Here is a 17,672-nt window from a genome sequence, read left to right as displayed (position 1 = left end):
AAAAGAGGTTGCTTTTGCAACCTCATATATTTTCTAGATGGCTCCACGGAGAGGACTCGAACCTCCAACCCTCCGGTTAACAGCCGGATGCTCCACCATTGAGCTACCGTGGAATATTAAGTTTGATCCGGCAACGACCTACTCTCCCACACCGTGCGGTGCAGTACCATCGGCCCTGCGGAGCTTAACCTTCGTGTTCGGAATGGGAACGGGTGTTTCCTCCGCGGCATAGTCGCCGGATTAGTTCTTTCAAAACTGCACAGCCTGTATGATCAAGCCCTCGACCTATTAGTACCAGTCAGCTAAACGCCTTACGACGCTTACACCTCTGGCCTATCAACCTGGTGTTCTTCCAGGGGTCTTACTAGCTTAACGCTATGGGAAATCTCATCTTGAGGTGGGCTTCGCGCTTAGATGCCTTCAGCGCTTATCCCATCCGAACATGGCTACCCAGCTGTGCCGCTGGCGCGACAACTGGTGCACCAGAGGTTCGTCCATCCCGGTCCTCTCGTACTAAGGACAGCTCCTCTCAAATTTCCTACGCCCGCGACGGATAGGGACCGAACTGTCTCACGACGTTCTGAACCCAGCTCGCGTGCCGCTTTAATGGGCGAACAGCCCAACCCTTGGGACCTACTTCAGCCCCAGGATGCGACGAGCCGACATCGAGGTGCCAAACCTCCCCGTCGATGTGGACTCTTGGGGGAGATCAGCCTGTTATCCCCGAGGTAGCTTTTATCCGTTGAGCGATGGCCCTTCCACTCGGTACCACCGGATCACTAAGCCCGACTTTCGTCACTGCTCGACTTGTCAGTCTCACAGTTAGGCTCCCTTCTGCCTTTGCACTCTACGCGCGATTTCCAACCGCACTGAGGGAACCTTTGGGCGCCTCCGTTACTCTTTAGGAGGCGACCGCCCCAGTCAAACTGCCCGCCTAACAATGTCCCGTGACCAGCTTCATGGCCTCCGGTTAGAGCTTCAGTATCATCAGGGTGGTATCCCAACGGCGGCTCCATAGCGCCTGGCGACGCTACTTCTCAGCCTCCCACCTATCCTGTACAGACAATACCGAAACTCAATGCTAAGCTGCAGTAAAGCTCTACGGGGTCTTTCCGTCCAATCGCGGGTAACAAGCATCTTCACTTGTACTACAATTTCGCCGGGTCCCTTGTCGAGACAGCGCCCAGGTCGTTACGCCATTCGTGCGGGTCGGAACTTACCCGACAAGGAATTTCGCTACCTTAGGACCGTTATAGTTACGGCCGCCGTTTACTGGGGCTTCGGTTCAAAGCTTCGCTTGCGCTAACCTTTCCCCTTAACCTTCCAGCACCGGGCAGGCGTCAGCCCCTATACATCGTCTTTCGACTTAGCAGAGACCTGTGTTTTTGCTAAACAGTCGCCTGGGCCTATTCTCTGCGGCCTACCTTTCGGTAGGCACCCCTTCTCCCGAAGTTACGGGGTCAATTTGCCGAGTTCCTTAACAAGGGTTCTCCCGCTCGCCTTAGGATTCTCTCCTCACCTACCTGTGTCGGTTTGCGGTACGGGCACCAGCATCCTCGATAGAGGCTTTTCTCGGCAGTGTGAAATCGGCTGCTTCGCCTTACGGCTCCCCATCAGCACTCAGCTTATCCTCCCGGATTTGCCTAAGAGGCATACCTTGTGCTTTGGACACACATATCCAGCAGTGTGCTCAGCCTATCCTCCTGCGTCCCCCCATCTCTCAAACGGCTGCTGGTGGTATCGGAATATCAACCGATTGTCCATCACCTACGCCTTTCGGCCTCGGCTTAGGTCCCGACTAACCCTCAGCGGACGAGCCTTCCTGAGGAAACCTTAGGTTTTCGGCGAATAGGATTCTCACCTATTTCTCGCTACTTATGCCAGCATTCTCACTTCTTAGCAGTCCACCAGTCCTCACGGTCTGACTTCAACCCGCTAAGAAAGCTCCCCTACCATTTGGTACCGTAGCAACGGTACCAAATCCATAGCTTCGGTGGCATGTTTGAGCCCCGGACATCTTCGGCGCAGGACCTCTCGACCAGTGAGCTATTACGCACTCTTTAAATGAATGGCTGCTTCTAAGCCAACATCCTGGTTGTCTTAGAAGTCCCACATCCTTTACCACTTAACATGCACTTTGGGACCTTAGCTGATGGTCTGGGCTGTTTCCCTTTTGACTTAGGATCTTATCACTCTAAGTCTGACTCCCGGGCATCAAGACTATGGCATTCGGAGTTTGATAAGGTTCGGTAACCTAGACGGCCCCTAGCCCATTCAGTGCTCTACCTCCATGTCTCTAACCCGAGGCTAGCCCTAAAGCTATTTCGGGGAGAACCAGCTATCTCCGAGTTCGATTGGAATTTCTCCGCTATCCACAGCTCATCCCATGGTTTTTCAACACCAACGTGGTTCGGGCCTCCAGTAAGTTTTACCTCACCTTCACCCTGTCCATGGATAGGTCACCCGGTTTCGGGTCTACGGCATGCAACTTAACGCCCTCTTCAGACTCGGTTTCCCTACGGCTTCGCACCTTAAGTGCTTAACCTCGCTACATACCGTAACTCGCTGGCTCGTTCTACAAAAAGCACGCCGTCAGGCCTTAACGCCCTCCGACTGCTTGTAGGCACACGGTTTCAGGTTCTATTTCACTCCCCTCCCGGGGTTCTTTTCACCTTTCCCTCACGGTACTATGCGCTATCGGTCACCAGGTAGTATTTAGCCTTGGGAGGTGGTCCTCCCTGCTTCCCACAGGGTTCCTCGTGTCCCGTGGTACTCTGGATCAGGTCTCGCTCAAAGTCCTTTTCGCCTACAGGGCTTTTACCTTCTGTGGCTGGCCTTTCCAGACCTATTCGACTAAGAACTCCTTCGCTTTCTTGACCTGTCCGCAACCCCAGAGTTTCCTCTGGTTTGGGCTCCTCCCCTTTCGCTCGCCGCTACTTAGGGAATCGATTATTCTTTCTTTTCCTCCGGGTACTTAGATGTTTCAGTTCCCCGGGTGTGCCCTCCTTAGCCTATGGATTCAGCTAAGGATGCATGGCGTTAGCCATGCGGGTTCCCCCATTCGGACATCTGCGGATCACAGCCTGTTTGCGGCTACCCGCAGCTTTTCGCAGCTTACCACGTCCTTCATCGGCTCCTGGTGCCAAGGCATCCACCATGCGCCCTTTGTAGCTTGATCTTCATTAAGAACTTGTTACCTTTGGCTGTGCAGTTTTCAAAGAACTTGGACCTTGCGGTCCTTCAAAACTAAACAGCGAGAGCTATTAAACCCTTAGAAAGGAGGTGATCCAGCCGCAGGTTCTCCTACGGCTACCTTGTTACGACTTCACCCCAATCACCAGCCCCACCTTCGACAGCTGCCTCCCTTGCGGGTTAGCCCACTGGCTTCGGGTGTTGCCGGCTCTCATGGTGTGACGGGCGGTGTGTACAAGGCCCGGGAACGTATTCACCGCGGCATGCTGATCCGCGATTACTAGCAACTCCGGCTTCATGTAGGCGAGTTGCAGCCTACAATCCGAACTGGGACCGGTTTTTGAGATTAGCTCCCCCTCACGGGTTTGCAACTCATTGTACCGGCCATTGTAGCACGTGTGTAGCCCAGAGCATAAGGGGCATGATGATTTGACGTCATCCCCACCTTCCTCCTGGTTAACCCAGGCAGTCCCTTTAGAGTGCCCACCCGAAGTGCTGGCAACTAAAGGCAAGGGTTGCGCTCGTTGCGGGACTTAACCCAACATCTCACGACACGAGCTGACGACAACCATGCACCACCTGTCTCACCGTTCCCCGAAGGGCACCCCCGTGTTTCCACAGGGTTCGGTGGATGTCAAGCCCTGGTAAGGTTCTTCGCGTTGCTTCGAATTAAACCACATGCTCCGCTGCTTGTGCGGGCCCCCGTCAATTCCTTTGAGTTTTAATCTTGCGACCGTACTCCCCAGGCGGGGTACTTAATGCGTTAGCTGCGGCACAGAGGGCTTCGCCCCCTACACCTAGTACCCATCGTTTACAGCGTGGACTACCAGGGTATCTAATCCTGTTTGCTCCCCACGCTTTCGTGCCTCAGCGTCAGTTACAGTCCAGAAAGCCGCCTTCGCCACTGGTGTTCCTCCCAATCTCTACGCATTTCACCGCTACACTGGGAATTCCGCTTTCCTCTCCTGCACTCTAGCTCTCCAGTTTGGAGTGCAGTTCCTGGGTTGAGCCCAGGGATTTCACACCCCACTTAAAGAGCCGCCTACGCACCCTTTACGCCCAGTAATTCCGGACAACGCTTGCCACCTACGTATTACCGCGGCTGCTGGCACGTAGTTAGCCGTGGCTTCCTCCTCCCTTACCGTCATTATCGTCAGGGAAGACAGAGCTTTACAACCCGAAGGCCTTCATCGCTCACGCGGCGTCGCTGCGTCAGGGTTTCCCCCATTGCGCAATATTCCCCACTGCTGCCTCCCGTAGGAGTCTGGGCCGTGTCTCAGTCCCAGTGTGGCCGACCACCCTCTCAGGCCGGCTACCCATCGTCGCCTTGGTGAGCCATTACCTCACCAACTAGCTAATGGGCCGCGGGCCCATCCTTGAGCGGAATTAACCTTTGGCTAAGACGCCATGCGGCATCTTAGCGTTATGCGGTATTAGCAGGCCTTTCGACCTGTTATCCCCCTCTCAAGGGCAGGTTACCCACGTGTTACTCACCCGTCCGCCGCTAAGGTTCAAGGAGCAAGCTCCTATCCCCTCCGCTCGACTTGCATGTGTTAGGCACGCCGCCAGCGTTCGTCCTGAGCCAGGATCAAACTCTCATGTTCTAACCTGAGCTTCAAAGTACGTTCGCTCTCGCTGTTCAGTTTTCAAGGACCGTCGACGCTTATTTATGTTATCACGTCTTTTTCATTTTGTCAATATCTTTTTTGTTTTTTCTTTTTCATCGCTGCTCCCCGCAAGCGACTTTTATATATAAAAGTCGCTTGNCTCTCAGGCCGGCTACCCATCGTCGCCTTGGTGAGCCATTACCTCACCAACTAGCTAATGGGCCGCGGGCCCATCCTTGAGCGGAATTAACCTTTGGCTAAGACGCCATGCGGCATCTTAGCGTTATGCGGTATTAGCAGGCCTTTCGACCTGTTATCCCCCTCTCAAGGGCAGGTTACCCACGTGTTACTCACCCGTCCGCCGCTAAGGCAGCACTTAACACTCAGTTCTCAGCATGTGTTATCCTAATTTGCGTAAAGCCCGCTTACGCGTGCTTGACGCTGGCTTAAGACTTACCCCTATCAAACTGAGCACTCAGTGTTAAGTGCTACCTCCGCTCGACTTGCATGTGTTAGGCACGCCGCCAGCGTTCGTCCTGAGCCAGGATCAAACTCTCATGTTCTAACCTGAGCTTCAAAGTACGTTCGCTCTCGCTGTTCAGTTTTCAAGGACCGTTGTTTTATTAGTTTATCATTCATTCATCAGTTTGTCAACATTCTTTTTTCTTAAAGACAAAATTTATTATATTTATTTTTTGCTTTTTTGTCAACTGCTTTTTTGCAATTAAAATGGCTCCACGGAGAGGACTCGAACCTCCAACCCTCCGGTTAACAGCCGGATGCTCCACCATTGAGCTACCGTGGAACGCTTACAGATTATATTATAGCATCATTTTATTTTTTTGCAATACCCTTTTTAAAATTTTTATACTATAACTTCGTAATATACAATAAAATAAACAGGTTCAGCTATTTATTAAACTACAGCCGAACCTGTTTATTATTCTAATAATCATTTTACTTTGTTGGCTTCATTGTTGGGAATAGGATAACATCTCTAATAGAATATGAATCAGTTAGGAACATTATTAGTCTGTCAATACCTATACCCAATCCCCCTGTTGGAGGCATACCTATTTCTAATGCATTTATGAAGTCTTCATCCATCATATATGCTTCATCATCACCGAGTTCACGTTCTCTTAATTGTTGTAAGAATCTTTCCTTTTGATCAATTGGATCATTTAATTCTGAATATGCATTTGCTATTTCTCTACCAAATACATAAGCTTCAAATCTTTCAGTAAATGCTGGGTCATCTGGTTTTCTCTTAGTAAGTGGTGACACTTCTACTGGATAATCTAAAACAAACGTTGGCTGAATTAGATGCTTTTCTGCATAGGTTTCAAATAATGCTACTAATATATCAGCCTTATTACAATCCTTTAGGTCCTTCTTTAATTCATCTTCAACCTTCATCTTCTTTGCTATTTCCCTTGCTTCTTCATCTGACTTTATTTGATCAAAGTCAACTCCAGCATATTTTTTAACAGCTTCCTTCATTGTTATTCTTGCCCACGGAGCCTTAAAGTCAATTTCAGTTCCTTGATAATTTACCTTTGTTGTACCTAATACCTCTAAACATACAAACTCAACTAGACTTTCAGTAAGTTCCATCATATCATTATAGTCTGCATAAGCTTGATATAGCTCAATAGCAGTAAATTCTGGATTATGTCTTACATCTATTCCTTCATTTCTAAAATTCTTTCCTATTTCGTAAACTCTCTCAAAACCACCAACAATTAATCTTTTTAAATAAAGCTCAGTCGCAATTCTAAGATACATATCGATATCTAAAGCATTATGATGAGTTATAAATGGTCTTGCAGCTGCACCACCTGCAATAGGAGAAAGGATTGGAGTTTCAACTTCTATGTAATCTCTTTCATCAAGAAATTTTCTTATTGCTTTTATTATTTGAGTTCTCTTCATAAAAGTATCTCTTACATCCGGATTAACAATTAAATCAACATATCTTTGTCTATATCTTAAGTCTGGGTCCTTAAGTCCATGCCATTTTTCTGGTAGTGGTCTTAATGATTTTGTAAGAAGAGTAAAATCTTTAACTAATATTGATATCTCACCTGTTTTTGTCTTGAATACTTCACCTTCAACTCCAATAATATCTCCAATATCTAGACTCTTAAAGAACTTAAGTTTTTCTTCACCTACGTTATCAATCTTTACATAAAGCTGAATCTTACCATATCTATCATGTATATCGCTAAAACCTGCTTTACCATGAATTCTTTTAGACATTAAACGTCCTGCTACTCTTACTGTCTTATTCTCTAATTCATCATAATTATCCTTAATTTGTTTTGAAGTATGTGTTCTGTCATATTTCACTATTAAAAATGGATCTTGTCCTTTTTGTCTTAATTCTTCTAGCTTTTGTATTCTTTGTCTTATAAGCTCATTGTACTCCTCTTCAAGTTGATTAAGCTCAACTTGATTTAGTTCCTCATTTGCCATTTCATCTACCTCCATTTTAATGTCTTTTTATTTCTAAGATCTCATAGGTAATTGTACCATCTGGTACTTGAATTTCTACTTTATCTCCTACCTTTTTACCCATAAGTCCTTTTCCTATTGGAGCTTCATTAGATATCTTCATTTTCTTAAAGTCTGCCTCGGCTGAACCAACTATTGTAAATTCCATTTCATCTCCATAATCTAAATCTCTAACTCTTACTATACAACCAATTGAAACAACATCTGTTTTAATATCTTCTTCATCGATAACTTTTGCATTTTTTAGCATGTTTTCAAGTGTAGCAATTCTTCCTTCAACAAAAGCCTGTTCATTTTTTGCTTCATCGTATTCTGAGTTTTCACTTAAATCTCCATAAGAAATAGCTGTCTTTATCTTTTGTGCTACTTCCTTTCTCTTAACGGTTTTTAAATATTCTAGTTCTTCTTCTATTTTTTTAATTCCCTCATATGTAAGTATTACTTGTTTGTTTTCTGCCATATTATTACTCCCCTTTAAACATTAAATTTATAATATTATATGCTAATTAAAAATTAATAAAACACACTTATTATAATTAATAATAAGCACCATAAGTAACCTTATAGTGCTTACTACCAATCATTGAAGTTATTATAAAACACCTATTTGTCAGTGTCAATAATTATATTAAATATTATGTTTCAAATTCAAAATTTTCATAATAGTTACTCTGCACTTTCTGCTTTAAGATAAACTTCATTTAAAATTTCTACTCTTGGCTTAAAGTTTAATCTATCTAACATTGTATTATAATCATCGCTATTTATTAAATCTAAAGATTTATTCATAAGTGTAACCAATACAGCCTCTAATACATTTGTACCAAAGGATCTACCTTTAAATTCAGGAGTAGTAGTAATTAACATATGTACTCCTCTCTTTTTCAATTCTTCAACGTCTGATGATGTTACAGTATTTGTTATTATTATTTTCTCATCTAAATTACTAGGCATATACTTCTTTATAAACAAAAAGTCTCCAGCTATTATCTCTGCCTCATTAAAGTACTTCTCATATTTATCTACATTAATTTCCTGTTCTTTACCTGTTGGATACAGCTTTTCAAAAGGCATTCTACAAGCAATCGGAAGAATTATATCTGCCATCATTTGAAATACTCTATAGCTTTTAATTGGAATAGGTATATTAAGCGCAAATATTATATCTCCAAATGTAATGTTTGCTCCACACTCATAAAGTGCCTCTGCCATACCAAATCTATCTGCTGCACTTACCATAAGTACATTTTTATTTTTTAATGAAAGTATGTTTTGATCTATGTACTTAATAACCCTTCTCTCTAATGTATTTTTCAAACCCGAACCGTCAACTATAGGCGTCCTCTTGGATGCCTCCATCATTGGAACAGCATCTTTAATAACATACCTTTTACTTCCTGAATATACATATAAGTCTATCCCACCCATTCCAAAAGCATCAACTTTTCCATCTAATTCTCTAATTAGCTGTATAGCTTTTTCTTTATCTCCATCTGTTCCTACTCTCTCTATTACAAATTTTTCACCTAATAGCTCTACCTCTACAGAATGATCTCTTTTAGATGATCCTAAACTTACTGAAACAACTCTTTTCATCTTTATCCCCCTACTCTATTATCGTTTTTATTATATCTAATACCCTCTGTGGATCTACATAAACATCATTTTTTAAAGGTGATTCACCTATATCAATAGTATAAACCTGACTATCCAAAAGCTTTGATAAAACCTTCACCCTCATATTAGAACCTATAATTACGCAATGTTTGTATTTTCTAACATCTGAAATGATTTTTAAAACACTTTCTAGTAGTTCTTTTCCACCCTGTTTTTTAATAAAACTTTGCCTTTCTTCTTCATTCATCAGTAATATATATTCTATATTAAATGAACGAAGAACCTCTTCTATCTCATCTTTATTTTTTATTGGAAACCCAATAACCGCTATATCTCCCCCCTTGCGAACTTCACCTAAACTCTCAAGCCTTGAAATAAATGTCCTATCTATGTCTAACTCCTTTGCAACCTCCTGTTGTGAATAGCCTTTACTCCTAAGTTCTATTATTTCATCTATTTTTTTATTTATTCTAGATTTGCTAATAATCTTATCCCCTATTTTAACGAAATCCATATTGCCCCTCCCCATGCACTTTTTGTGCTTAGTTACATTTTATACCTTTATATTTAAATTTTCAATAAAATATAAAGAGACTATAATTAGATAGTCTCTTTATACTCCTTTAGTAATTCAATTATCTCATCCTTATTATCCATTTTATTAACTCTATCTCTAATTGCTGCTGCATTTTTTAATCCCTTTAAGTACCACGCAATATGCTTCCTCATTTCAATTACTCCACGTTGTCCCTTAAACTCATACATCATTTCAAGGTGTCTTATCGCTTGTTCTACTTTCTCTTCTGGTAAAGGCTCATCTAAAATAATCCCATTTTCTAAGTAATATACTACCCTTTTAAATATCCATGGATTCCCCAAAGCACCTCGTCCTATCATTATTGCATCACAGCCAGTATATTCAAATAACCTTTTAGCATCTTCACAGGTTACAACATCACCATTCCCAATAACAGGTATATTAACACTTTGCTTAACTTTCTTTATTATATCCCAATCAGCCTTACCTTCATACATTTGACTTCTTGTTCTTCCATGAATTGCAATGGCACTTGCTCCACATTGCTCCAACATCTTAGCAAACTCAACTGCGTTAACACTAGTTTCATCCCAACCTTTTCTTATCTTTACTGTCACAGGCTTTTTTGATTTTTCTACAACCTTTTTTACAATCTCTTCGGCAAGTTTTGGTTCCCTCATTAAATATGAACCTTCTTTATTTTTTACTATTTTCGGTGCTGGACATCCCATATTTATATCAATATATGCTACATCCTCTTTTTCACTTATTCTTTCTGCCATGTACCCCATTATATCAGCATCTGATCCAAATATCTGTACAACCGCTGGAGCCTCCCTCTTATCTATATCAAGCATAAATTCAGTCTTTTGGCTTCCATAATATAATCCCTTAGAACTTACCATCTCAGTATATACTAATCCTGCTCCAAATTCCTTGCATATTATCCTAAATGCCTTATCAGTTACACCTGCCATAGGGGCTAAAAATACGTTGTTATCTGGAACGAAGTTTCCTATTTTCATATAATCACCTGTTCTTTTCGTAAATTATTCTTAACCCTTCTAATGTTAAATATGGATTGATTTCATCTATAGTACTACTTTCTGTAGCTATTAACTTTGCTAGTCCTCCTGTTGCAACAACAAAAGGCTCCTCTTCCTTTAACTGCTCCATTTCCTTTTTCATTTTTGTTACGATATTATCTACCAATCCTGCATAACCATATATAATTCCAGATTGCATACTTTGAACTGTATTCTTACATATAACTGTTGGTGGCTTAACTAGTTCTATTCTTGGTAATTTTGCTGCTCGTTCAAATAATGCATCGCTAGCTATCTTTATGCCTGGAGTTATAGCGCCCCCATAATAATCTCCATTCTTACCTACTGCACAAAATGTAGTAGCTGTACCAAAATCCACAATTATCAATGATCTTTTATATATATCATGAGCCGCAACTGCATTAACTATTCTATCCGCTCCAACTTCCTTTGGATTATCATATTTTATATTAATACCAGTTTTAATTCCTGGACCTACAACTAAAGGCTCTACATTAAAATATTTTCTTATCATATGTTCTAATGAATACATTATGTTAGGCACTACAGATGATACAACAACGGCCTCTATATCCTTATAATTTAATCCTGCCTTTTCAAATAAATTTATAACAACTATACCATATTCATCTGCAGTTCTTTGAGTTGTAGTTGCAATTCTCCAATCGATAACTAGTTTCTTCCCATCATAAACTCCTAATACAATATTTGTATTTCCAACATCAAAAACCAACAACATATTAACGCACTCCTTACTCATTTTTTACATATCATTTACATTGTAGCATATATAATATAAAATTCAACAAAAACAAGGTACCTTTAAGGTACCTTCTTATTTTCCAAATAAAGTTAGAAGAACTCCAGCAGCAACAGCAGTTCCTATAACTCCTGCAACATTTGGTCCCATAGCATGCATTAATAGGAAGTTTGATGGGTTTTCCTTTTGGCCTACCACCTGTGAAACTCTTGCTGCCATTGGAACTGCTGAAACTCCTGCAGAACCAATTAAAGGATTAACTTTACCTTTAGTTACTTTATACATTATTTTTCCAAGAACTATTCCACCTACTGTACTAAACGCAAATGCCACTAAACCTAAAATTGTAATAGCTATAGTTTCGAATTTTAAAAAGTTTTCTGCACTAGCAGTTGCCCCTACAGTAGTTCCTAAAAATATTGTTATAATATTTATCATTGCATTTTGTGCGGTATCTGATAATCTATTTACAACTCCACTTTCTCTAAATAGATTTCCTAACATTAACATACCAATTAGTGGTGCCACTGAAGGTAAAAGCAAAGATACTAATATCGTCACGACAATAGGAAATATTATTTTTTCTGCCTTTGAAACTTTTCTTAACTGTTCCATCTTAACCATTCTTTCTTCTTTTGTTGTGAGTAGCTTCATTATTGGAGGTTGAATTAATGGAACAAGTGCCATGTATGAATATGCCGCAACTGCAATTGCACCTAATCTATGTGGTGCAAGCTTTGAAGATAAATATATAGCAGTTGGTCCATCTGCTCCACCTATTATACCAATTGATGCTGCCTCTTGAGGAGTAAAACCTAAAAGAAGTGCAACTAAAAAAGCCATAAATACTCCAAATTGAGCAGCTGCACCAAGTAATATACTTGATGGATTTGCAATAAGAGGACCAAAATCTGTCATGGCTCCTACACCCAAGAAAATAAGAGGTGGATATATCTCCTTTTCTACCCCTTGATACAAGTACCATAGTAATCCTCCCATATGTCCATCTCTTTGAGGATCCATTATTCCCGTTATGGGTAGATTTGCTAAAAGCATACCAAATGATATTGGTAGAAGTAAGAGTGGTTCAAATTGTTTAACTATTGCTAAATATATAAGAAATAGGGAAACTATAATCATTATAAACTGACCCCAAGTCATATGTAAAAAACCTGACGTCTTTAGTATATCTCTAAAGGCATTTATCATCATTTCTAAAAACATATCCCTTCCCCCTACTATTTATATTTTGCTAATATATCATCTGTAGACACACTAGTTCCCTTGCTTACTAAAACTTCTGTAATAATTCCATCTTCTCCAGCCATAATTTCATTTTCCATCTTCATGGCTTCAAGAATAAATAGTACATCTCCTTTTTTTACTCTATCTCCTGAGTTAACTTTAACATCTAAAATAGTACCTGGCATCGGAGCCTTTATTTCCTTTTCATTTGAAGATACTGCAGTTTCTTTTTTAACCTCAACTATGTTATTTTGAGAATCCTTTATAATTTCTTCTACCTCAACCTCAAACTTTTTACCATTTACAGTAACAATGTATTTTCTCATAACTCCATATCCTCCTATCTATTCATTTATTAATTTAATACTATTAATTTTTACTTGTTCTAAAGGTCGTTTTAATTCATGTGCTACAACTGCTAAAACAGCAGCTATTTCATCATCCGATACTTCTCCCTTTAAATTAATTTGTCCACTAACACTTCCTGTTGTCTGAAGCAATTCTTGTTTGTCCATTTTTACTGCCTTTGAGTTTTTATCCACCATATTGCTTTCTATCTTTTGATGATTATAATTCATTTTTTCTACAACTTTTGAAATTAATTTAATAATTAAACCTAGAAAAATTAAAACAATAAAAACTATTGTCATTGAAATAATGGTGGTATTAACCCCAAGAAGCAATTTGTCACCTAAACTCAACATATTCCCCTCCCTATTAATGTATTTATTTATTATTTTACCATAATCTTATTCAAAATTTAATAACTTTTGCAATAAAAATTTCATATTTAAAAAATATTTTTGTTAAAAGAAATACTTGTTTCACAAATTATTTCCTTCATAAAAAAAGAGGAGTAATAAACTACTCCTCTTTGCTATTCTTATTATTGACTCTGCTTATAAACTTATTTATATCTACAATATATCTTTCATGTATTCCTTCTCCTATTTTTTCAACTTCATCAAAAGCTTCGACCTTAAACACAACCTTTTTACCTTCAACAGCTACTATCTCTGCCTCTGCTCTTACCTTCATACCAATAGGTGTTGCAGCAAGGTGCTTAATGTTTAAACTTATTCCTACTGTTGAATATCCCTCATCTAAAAACTCATCTAAACATTCTTTAGCTGCACATTCCATTAGACCTATCATTGCTGGAGTTGAGTACACATCTACTCCTCCACTTGCATAGTTTATCGCAGAATCTTTTGGTTCTGCTACCCTCTCAACAATATGCCTTTTTCCTACCCTAATCTCCTTCACCTTTATCACCCCTATGCCTCATTGAAAATCGCTTCAAACTCATCTGCCTCTAGTTTTTCCTTTTCTAATAGAGCTTCTGCTACTCTATGAAGCTTATTTATATTTTCCTTCAATAATCTTTCTGCTCTTTCATATGCCTCATGTATTATATTTTTAATTTCTTTATCTATAAGAGCTGCAACCTCTTCACTGTAATTTCTTGATTTTGCAAAGTCACGGCCTAAGAATACCTCTTCATGACCAGAACCAAATTCTATTGGTCCTAATACATCACTCATACCATACTCAGTAACCATCTTTCTTGCAATATTTGTAGCTCTTTCAATATCATTTTTAGCTCCTGTACTTATATCATTTAAAACAAGCTTTTCTGCAACTCTTCCACCCAGTAATCCTACTATCTCCTCAATAAGCTCTGTCTTTGATGCGTAGTGTTTATCTTCTTCAGGAAGTGCAAGTGTATATCCTCCCGCTCTTCCTCTTGGTATAATGCTTATTTGATGTACAGGTGCTGCATTTGGTAAAAGCTTCATTACAACTGCATGACCTGCCTCATGATATGCTGTTAATCTTCTTTCCTTTTCACTCATTACTCTACTCTTCTTTTCTGGACCTGCAATAACTCTTGTTATTGCTTCTTCTAATTCTTCCATACCTATTAGTTTTTTATTTTTTCTTACTGTTAAAAGTGCTGCTTCGTTCATTAGGTTTTCAAGATCAGCTCCTGAAAAACCTGGTGTTCTTTTAGCAATTATCTTTAAATCTACATTTTCATCAAGTGGCTTATTTCTAGCATGAACCTTTAATATCTCTTCTCTTCCCTTTACATCTGGTGGATTTACAACTATCTGTCTGTCAAATCTACCTGGTCTAAGTAGTGCTGGGTCTAATATATCTGGTCTATTTGTTGCTGCGATGACTATAATTCCTTCGTTTGTTCCAAATCCATCCATCTCAACTAGTAATTGATTTAGAGTTTGTTCTCTTTCGTCGTGGCCTCCACCAAGTCCTGCTCCTCTTTGTCTACCAACTGCATCTATTTCATCTATAAACACTATACATGGAGCATTCTTCTTCGCAGTATCAAATAAATCTCTTACTCTTGAAGCTCCAACACCAACAAACATCTCAACGAAATCTGAACCACTTATGCTAAAGAATGGTACTCCTGCTTCACCTGCAACAGCCTTTGCAAGAAGAGTTTTACCTGTACCAGGAGGACCAACTAGTAACACTCCCTTTGGTATTCTTGCACCAAGTTCTATATATTTTCTTGGTTGCTTTAAGAAATCAACGACTTCTTCAAGTTCCTGCTTCTCTTCATCTGCTCCTGCAACATCATTAAATGTAACTTTCTTCTTGTCATTTGTTACAAGCTTTGCACGGCTCTTTCCAAAGTTCATAACTCCTTTTCCGCCGCCACCTTGAGATTGCTGGATAAATATAAACCATACAACCCCTAACATAATAAGCATTAGTATATTTGGAATTGCAGATACCCAAACTGGAAATTTAGTAGGTGGTATAAAATCTAGGTCAATTTTATCACTATGTGTTCTATTATACTCATCAACTTTTTCTTGCAATTTCTCTGCTGAATTTATATTAACTTTAAATTGAGTCTTATCTTTAAGCTCCCCAGTTGCTTCACCAGAATCAACATCAACAGTTATCTTTGCCACCTTACCTTCATTAATAGCAGTATCAAGCTTTGTATATGTGAACTGCTCTTTTTTTACCGTTGGATTACTAAAAAAAGTAACTGCAACAAAAAAAGCTAAAATTATAAGTATCCATGCGCTTGCACTCTTTAAAAATGAATTCTTCAACTTAAGCCCCCCTCTCAAATTAAAAACTTATGTCTTTTAATTTTATCATAATATTATGATATATACAATTATTTGTTCGCATATGCTTCCTCCTTGACAACAGCTATATATGGTAAGTTTCTAAATCTCTCAGCAAAATCTAAACCATATCCAACAACAAATTCATCTGGTATAGTAAATCCAATATAATCTGCCTTTATATCAACTTTTCTTCTTTCAGGTTTATCTAATAAGCAGCATATCTTTAAAACTTTAGGATTTCTCTTTTTCAAATATTCATATAAATACTTTAAAGTAGTTCCTGTATCTATTATATCCTCAACTATTATTACATTCTTCCCTTCAATGTCAAAATCTAGGTCCTTTAAAATTCTAACTACACCGGATGTTTGTGAAGACAGACCATAGCTTGATACTGCCATAAAGTCCATTGTTACATCATTTTTAACACATCTCATAAGATCCGCAACAAAAACAACAGATCCCTTTAAAACTCCAATAAAAAACAACTCTTCGTCTTTAAAATCATTCATTATATCTTGAGCAAGTTCACAAACTCTCTTTTTTATTTCTTCTTCTGTTAAAAGTATTTTCTTAAGATCTTTATTCATTCTCTGCACCTCTTTCAAATCTAATTTCAAGTATTCTTTTTGTTTCACTGCTTACTTTATATAAACAGTTATCTCTCATACCAATGATCCAAACTACTTCTGAACCTTTTGCTACAAGTGGAATTCTCTGCCTTTCATCTCTTGGAACCTTTTTATCAATAAAAAAATCTTTTAACTTTTTCTTGCCCCTTATTCCACTTAATACTATATAATCTCCCTGCCTTCTGCTTCTTACAACTATGTCATTTCCTATTTTATCATAATCAAAGTATTTTATAAATGTATTATATTTAATATTATTTAAATTTTCTAATACATTTGTATAAATTTTAGAATTCAACTCAGGTATATATGTAACACCAGGAATATTTATTTTATACTCATACTCTGTTATTTCGTCACTTTTGACATCTATCATAAAATTATCATACTCTATTTTACACACAATGTTATGTGGTAATACTAGATATTTCCCAGTTTCTGCTTTATGTATAAGTTCAATGCACTCATCTATATGTTTTTGTTCAATTCCACTTATTTTCCCTATAACTATTTCAATTATTCTTCTTATTATCCTTCTTTTAATTGCTACATGCTGTTTGTTAAAAATACTTATACTAAATCTCTTATCTTTATAATGACTATTTATAATATCATCTACAAATCCTTGTAAAAATTCCTCCTCATACTTTATTATTTCTGATAATCTATTTAAACTTTCAATTATATTAGAATTAAAATTTTCCTTTATATAAGGTATAAGTTCTAATCTTACTTTATTCCTTGTATAGATACTCTCTCTATTTGTGCTATCTATTTGTGGATTTAACCCATTTACTTTGCAGTACTCTTCTATCTCATCTCTTGTAAGACACATTATAGGCCTTATATATTTACCATCTCTTTTGTTAGGTATTCCAACAAGTCCTAATGTGCCTGTACCTCTTATTAAATTCATAAGAATTGTTTCTGCATTATCATTCATATTATGAGCAAGGGCTATTTTATTTGCTCCAACTTTATTTAAAACTTCATCAAAAAACTTGTACCTAATAAATCTACCCGCTTCTTCTGATGTCATCTTATTTTCTTTTGCAAACTCCTCTACTTTAACTCTAAGATTAAAATGTTCCACGCCTAGTGATTCTGCCAGTTTTTTTGAATATTCTTCATCTCTAAAGGCTTCCTCTCCTCTAATCATGTGATTTACATGTGCTGTATAGATTGTAATATTCAAGTCATCTCTTAATGAGCACAATATGTGAAGCAAACATACAGAGTCTGGTCCTCCCGACAAACCAACTACTATTTTATCTCCATAGTCTATTAGCCTATTTGCTTTAATATAATTTAAAACCTTTTCCTTCATACTTCACCACTTCCAAACTATTTTAAGATATTATTATAATAACTTTAAACAAAA

The 17,672-nt window shown here is 38.7% G+C and carries 13 protein-coding genes, 2 tRNA genes and 3 rRNA genes; all 18 read right to left on the bottom strand.

The genetic code is table 11. The annotated features are described in order from the left end of the window. Window positions 1-38: 38 nt before the first annotated feature. A tRNA-Asn gene (locus tag TCEL_RS11290) sits at window positions 39-113 on the bottom strand. A gap of 12 nt (window positions 114-125) precedes the next feature. Then, window positions 126-240 (bottom strand): 5S ribosomal RNA (gene rrf / locus TCEL_RS11285). 28 nt (window positions 241-268) lie between these two features. Further along, window positions 269-3,178: ribosomal RNA gene (locus TCEL_RS11280) — 23S ribosomal RNA — on the bottom strand. A 97-nt stretch (window positions 3,179-3,275) separates the two neighbouring features. After that, window positions 3,276-4,796, bottom strand: a 16S ribosomal RNA gene (locus TCEL_RS11275). The 16S, 23S and 5S rRNA genes sit together here with 1 tRNA gene alongside, the layout of an rRNA operon. A 733-nt stretch (window positions 4,797-5,529) precedes the next feature. Continuing rightward, a tRNA-Asn gene (locus tag TCEL_RS11270) sits at window positions 5,530-5,604 on the bottom strand. A 152-nt stretch (window positions 5,605-5,756) separates the two neighbouring features. Next, complete coding sequence (lysS, locus tag TCEL_RS11265; RefSeq protein WP_018664379.1) at window positions 5,757-7,277, bottom strand: lysine--tRNA ligase; 1,521 nt, start codon at window positions 7,275-7,277, stop codon at window positions 5,757-5,759. A gap of 16 nt (window positions 7,278-7,293) precedes the next feature. Then, on the bottom strand, window positions 7,294-7,776 hold the full coding sequence (gene greA, locus TCEL_RS11260) for a transcription elongation factor GreA (RefSeq protein ID WP_018664378.1): 483 nt from the start codon (window positions 7,774-7,776) through the stop codon (window positions 7,294-7,296). Between the two features lie 206 nt (window positions 7,777-7,982). After that, window positions 7,983-8,912, bottom strand: a complete 930-nt coding sequence (locus tag TCEL_RS11255; RefSeq protein ID WP_018664377.1) for a hypothetical protein — start codon at window positions 8,910-8,912, stop codon at window positions 7,983-7,985. A 10-nt stretch (window positions 8,913-8,922) separates the two neighbouring features. Continuing rightward, window positions 8,923-9,447, bottom strand: a complete 525-nt coding sequence (locus tag TCEL_RS11250; protein WP_018664375.1) for a helix-turn-helix domain-containing protein — start codon at window positions 9,445-9,447, stop codon at window positions 8,923-8,925. A gap of 86 nt (window positions 9,448-9,533) precedes the next feature. Next, window positions 9,534-10,496, bottom strand: a complete 963-nt coding sequence (dusB, locus tag TCEL_RS11245; RefSeq protein ID WP_018664373.1) for a tRNA dihydrouridine synthase DusB — start codon at window positions 10,494-10,496, stop codon at window positions 9,534-9,536. 4 nt (window positions 10,497-10,500) lie between these two features. Continuing rightward, complete coding sequence (locus TCEL_RS11240) at window positions 10,501-11,277, bottom strand: type III pantothenate kinase (protein ID WP_018664371.1); 777 nt, start codon at window positions 11,275-11,277, stop codon at window positions 10,501-10,503. 96 nt (window positions 11,278-11,373) lie between these two features. After that, window positions 11,374-12,522 carry a sodium ion-translocating decarboxylase subunit beta gene (locus TCEL_RS11235; protein ID WP_018664369.1) on the bottom strand — a complete coding sequence of 383 codons (1,149 nt, stop codon included), beginning with the start codon at window positions 12,520-12,522 and terminating at the stop codon, window positions 11,374-11,376. Between the two features lie 14 nt (window positions 12,523-12,536). Next, window positions 12,537-12,869, bottom strand: a complete 333-nt coding sequence (locus tag TCEL_RS11230) for a biotin/lipoyl-containing protein (protein WP_018664366.1) — start codon at window positions 12,867-12,869, stop codon at window positions 12,537-12,539. Window positions 12,870-12,887: 18 nt separating this feature from the next. Then, entirely contained in the window at window positions 12,888-13,247 is a 360-nt protein-coding gene (locus TCEL_RS11225) for an OadG family protein (protein WP_018664365.1), read from the bottom strand. Window positions 13,248-13,407: 160 nt separating this feature from the next. Further along, the gene (locus TCEL_RS11220; protein ID WP_242823465.1) at window positions 13,408-13,809 is read right to left on the bottom strand and encodes a thioesterase family protein; all 402 of its coding nucleotides are present in this window, start codon (window positions 13,807-13,809) and stop codon (window positions 13,408-13,410) included. 11 nt (window positions 13,810-13,820) lie between these two features. Next, window positions 13,821-15,638 (bottom strand): ATP-dependent zinc metalloprotease FtsH, encoded by a 1,818-nt coding sequence (gene ftsH / locus TCEL_RS11215; RefSeq protein WP_018664361.1) that lies wholly within the window; start codon window positions 15,636-15,638, stop codon window positions 13,821-13,823. Between the two features lie 68 nt (window positions 15,639-15,706). After that, entirely contained in the window at window positions 15,707-16,249 is a 543-nt protein-coding gene (gene hpt, locus TCEL_RS11210) for a hypoxanthine phosphoribosyltransferase (protein ID WP_018664360.1), read from the bottom strand. After that, window positions 16,242-17,618 carry a tRNA lysidine(34) synthetase TilS gene (gene tilS / locus TCEL_RS11205; RefSeq protein WP_018664358.1) on the bottom strand — a complete coding sequence of 459 codons (1,377 nt, stop codon included), beginning with the start codon at window positions 17,616-17,618 and terminating at the stop codon, window positions 16,242-16,244. The genes hpt and tilS overlap by 8 nt, the downstream gene beginning before the upstream one ends. Between the last annotated feature and the right edge of the window lie 54 nt (window positions 17,619-17,672).

It is taken from the genome of Thermobrachium celere DSM 8682, assembly GCF_000430995.1.
GTDB lineage: Bacteria > Bacillota > Clostridia > Clostridiales > Caloramatoraceae > Thermobrachium > Thermobrachium celere.
This window is presented reverse-complemented; position numbering and strand designations above follow the sequence as displayed.

Coding starts and splice junctions, on each gene's coding strand:
- lysS (WP_018664379.1), bottom strand. CDS start 7,277: ATGGCAAATGAGGAACTAAATCAAGTTGAGCTTAATCAACTTGAAGAG.
- greA (WP_018664378.1), bottom strand. CDS start 7,776: ATGGCAGAAAACAAACAAGTAATACTTACATATGAGGGAATTAAAAAA.
- TCEL_RS11255 (WP_018664377.1), bottom strand. CDS start 8,912: ATGAAAAGAGTTGTTTCAGTAAGTTTAGGATCATCTAAAAGAGATCAT.
- TCEL_RS11250 (WP_018664375.1), bottom strand. CDS start 9,447: ATGGATTTCGTTAAAATAGGGGATAAGATTATTAGCAAATCTAGAATA.
- dusB (WP_018664373.1), bottom strand. CDS start 10,496: ATGAAAATAGGAAACTTCGTTCCAGATAACAACGTATTTTTAGCCCCT.
- TCEL_RS11240 (WP_018664371.1), bottom strand. CDS start 11,277: ATGTTGTTGGTTTTTGATGTTGGAAATACAAATATTGTATTAGGAGTT.
- TCEL_RS11235 (WP_018664369.1), bottom strand. CDS start 12,522: ATGTTTTTAGAAATGATGATAAATGCCTTTAGAGATATACTAAAGACG.
- TCEL_RS11230 (WP_018664366.1), bottom strand. CDS start 12,869: ATGAGAAAATACATTGTTACTGTAAATGGTAAAAAGTTTGAGGTTGAG.
- TCEL_RS11225 (WP_018664365.1), bottom strand. CDS start 13,247: ATGTTGAGTTTAGGTGACAAATTGCTTCTTGGGGTTAATACCACCATT.
- hpt (WP_018664360.1), bottom strand. CDS start 16,249: ATGAATAAAGATCTTAAGAAAATACTTTTAACAGAAGAAGAAATAAAA.
- tilS (WP_018664358.1), bottom strand. CDS start 17,618: ATGAAGGAAAAGGTTTTAAATTATATTAAAGCAAATAGGCTAATAGAC.